Annotated in this window: 3 protein-coding genes; all 3 read right to left on the bottom strand. The window is 32.8% G+C overall.

All coding sequences use genetic code 11. The features are described 5' to 3' along the window. Positions 1–216 precede the first annotated feature (216 nt). The gene (gene sigH / locus ACFX4I_RS26300) at positions 217–864 is read right to left on the bottom strand and encodes an RNA polymerase sporulation sigma factor SigH (RefSeq protein ID WP_202187501.1); all 648 of its coding nucleotides are present in this window, start codon (positions 862–864) and stop codon (positions 217–219) included. Positions 865–1,594: 730 nt separating this feature from the next. Further along, positions 1,595–2,623 (bottom strand): serine hydrolase domain-containing protein, encoded by a 1,029-nt coding sequence (locus ACFX4I_RS26295; protein ID WP_377424174.1) that lies wholly within the window; start codon positions 2,621–2,623, stop codon positions 1,595–1,597. Between the two features lie 392 nt (positions 2,624–3,015). Continuing rightward, positions 3,016–3,198, bottom strand: a complete 183-nt coding sequence (locus tag ACFX4I_RS26290) for a hypothetical protein (RefSeq protein WP_377424171.1) — start codon at positions 3,196–3,198, stop codon at positions 3,016–3,018. Positions 3,199–3,412: the final 214 nt, after the last annotated feature.

Below are 3,412 nucleotides of genomic sequence, written 5' to 3'. Positions count from 1 at the left end.
TAGTATAGCATGAAATATTTTAAGTTTTCATTGAAAAATGTTGACTAACTATTAGCTGGTTTAGTTGCATAAGAAAAAGCTGTCTTAAAGACAGCTCCGATCTTCAGCTAACGCACGCGTTAGTGCCATAAGAAAAACGTTACCTCAGCAGGTTGAAATCATTTTCACAAAAATAAACGGGACTATATACCAATTCAGAAAATTCAAATGAAATTATCAGATAGCCACCCTTATCGCCAGTTGCCGTTCAAGTTTTCTTTTTACTCGCTGGAGAGCATTATCAATGGACTTTACATGCGTGTTTAGTTCTTCAGAAATTTCCACATATGATTGTCCATCCATATATAAGGTCAACACACTTCTTTCCAAATCACTAAGCAATTCTGCTATTTTAAGTTCTATATCATTAGCTTTTTCTTGGTTAATGAACAATGCTTCCGGATTCGTTATTTTTTCTCCGGATATCCTATCCATAAGCGTATAGTTTGATTCTTCATCATAAAGAGGCTTATCCAGAGAAACATACGAGTTTAGAGGTACATGCTTTTGACGAGTAGCCGTTTTGATCGCGGTTATAATCTGTCTAGTGATACAAAGTTCAGCAAAAGCTTTAAAAGAGGCCACCTTGTCCTCTCTAAAGTCACGAATAGCTTTATATAGACCAATCATTCCCTCTTGAACAAGATCTTCTTTATCTGCACCAACTAAAAAATATGGTCTTGTCTTCGCGCGAACAAAATTCTGATATTTATTAATTAAAAAAGCCAATGACTCGCTATCTCCACTATGAACCATCTTTACTAAAACTTTATCTTCTAATTTAGCATAATTTTCAATCGGCTGTACTCCGATGTTTACACTCACTCATATCCCTCCGCCAAATTGAGTTATGATGCTTTTTAATAAACTGATAGATTGTGATACTAGCGCTTGTTTAATCCACTTTAATATCTCTTGATCTTTTCTAAAATTATAAAGGACAACAAATGAAAACGCTGTCGAAATATGAAACAATTAAAAATGCTATAAATCTAAGATAAAGATTGATAAGCATTTTTGTTAAGATTCTTTTCTGCTAAAGGATGGCTTTATGGATGGTTGAAAAAGATGGGAAACTTTTTGACCACCCTAAAAATTATATTCGAATATATGAAGCGAACCACGAAAGAATGGAAATCCTGTAAAAAGACAATAAAGTAATTTAATTTTAAAACCTAAAAAAAGCATAACCCCGTTCTAAATTTAAGACGGGGTTAAAATATAGTTGTTTAATTTTGGATATAAGATACTTCACTGTAATCAAAAATATTAAAATAAAGTCATTTAAAAATCTAAGGTTTATTCAATAATAGCGCCCAATTGTTGAAGATCATTAATCAACTAACGCACCCGTTAGTTTAAGAATAATTATTCACATACTCCAACCTTGATCTATAAGTGTTAACTGTATTATATCTAATTGGATGCTTTTTTTCTTTTTGCTTCACCGCACTCATGGGAGATTAATCCTTTTTCTGGTTGTTGTTCTACAATCCGGATCTATTGTTAAAAGACGCATTCCTATTATAGAAATGCGTCTTTTCTTATTATGGATTTATAAGTTAGTGACTTTTTTCAATTCTGCTTCGATTCCACTCATAATCTCAAAAGCTCCCTCCGACTTGTTGGAGCAGACCACAACTTTTGCAGATGTTTCAGGATAATAAGCAGAATGAAAGCTGACTCCTGGGTCGTAACCCATTACATGATATTTAAGTACACTATTATCAGTTTTCTTAATCCATGTACCATAACCATAGAAGTCACTTTCATTGACTTGAATATGAGCCTTTATTATTTTGTTGGTGTACTCTTCACTTAAAAGTTGAAAATTAAAAAGCGCATCCCACAGCTTAGCCATGTCTACCACTGTTACAAATGCCCCGCCATCGGCACCACCTTTTACAGGTAACGAATAAATATTTGTCTTCCAAGTACCATCAGGACGATCTATATATCCTAATGCTGTATTTGGAGGTAGAGAGTCAAATGTAAAATATCCAGAGTCCATCATATTAGCTTTTTTAAAAATACATTTTTGAACATAGTCAGAGAATTCAAGTTTTGTTGCCTGTTCAACAATAAGACCCAACAAAATATAACCAGCATTGTTGTAGTGAAAGGATTGTCCTACTTGCAATTTCATACGCTCGTCTTGAAATAATGGAAGGAAATCTTTTAACCTCTTTATTTGATACATAGGATTTTTAATCCAAAGTTCTTCGAAGTCTATCATGACTTCCTCATCAAAATAATCAGGTATTCCTGAAGTATGTGTCAGTAAATGATGGACAGTTACCTCTTTGTCAAAATGCTGAAAATCAATATCAAGACAATCGCTTAATTTTGAATCAAAAGAAACTTTACCCTCTTCCACGAGCTGACAAATTGCAATAGCAGTAAAGAGTTTGCATCCAGATGCTATTCCAAAGCGAGTTGTTGAATTATTTTTACGTTGTTCAGAACGGTTAGCGTAACCAAAGTTTAAATCTAACACCATTTCCTCATCTTTAACAAATACTGTACCTGAGAAATCATTCTTACTCTGAATATTTGAAATTAAATCAGTTAAGTTAATATTCATAACTATTCCCCCAAATTTATACACTTTATTTTCTAGTTAAAAAGATAGGAATCGATTGAACATAAAATTTTACATATAATCCCACTATATAGGAGTATCAGAATATTGACAATTACTTATTGTATTGGCTATTAAATATCCTGCTCCGTTAATATTAGTAAAATCCTTTACATAAATTTCTTTATTCCACAATCTGGCCCGATTGTAAAAAAACGCATTTCTTATTATCGAAATGCGCCGAATTGTGGAAGAATATTATGTTGTCTTATTGAAGTAAAGCACCCGTTAGTTCATTTAGGATTATTGTAGAGTTGACCCATACTGTGTCACAAAGTATTTATATAAAATCAAAAAATAACTGCTCCTCAAAGAACAGGAGCAGAAAATAGATGTTATTTCACAACTTTAAGAGGAACAAGTACTTTATTAAAAAAAGACGTTTCGAGCTTGGCTAACCAACCGTTTCCGTTTTCTCCATTAGCTACTTGAGCAGCGTGTTTTTTGTGAAATTCTGCTACTCGTTTATTATGCTCTTTATGCTCTTTATGCCATTGGTGCATAGAATTATGTTTCATTCTTATTGCCTCCTTTCCGTTTAATTATATTTCTAGAAAAGTTGAATAGAAAGTGCTTTTTATTCAACTTTTGAAAGAGAGGAAATCGATAAGTTAATAAATCTAAATATGCACAGTTCGTATACACTATGCTTGTTGAACTATCCTGCCCCTTTCGTATTATAATGTCAGCCAGTTATTTCTGGTTGACCATTTTTTATATCGATATATGATA

The sequence above is a fragment of the Peribacillus sp. YIM B13472 genome, from assembly GCF_042788005.1.
In the GTDB taxonomy this organism is placed as follows: Bacteria; Bacillota; Bacilli; order Bacillales; family DSM-1321; genus Peribacillus; species Peribacillus simplex_E.
This window is presented reverse-complemented; position numbering and strand designations above follow the sequence as displayed.

What these genes read in the sequence shown, in the direction of transcription:
- ACFX4I_RS26290 (WP_377424171.1), bottom strand. Translation starts at nt 3,198, where the DNA reads ATGAAACATAATTCTATGCACCAATGGCATAAAGAGCATAAAGAGCAT.
- ACFX4I_RS26295 (WP_377424174.1), bottom strand. Translation starts at nt 2,623, where the DNA reads ATGAATATTAACTTAACTGATTTAATTTCAAATATTCAGAGTAAGAAT.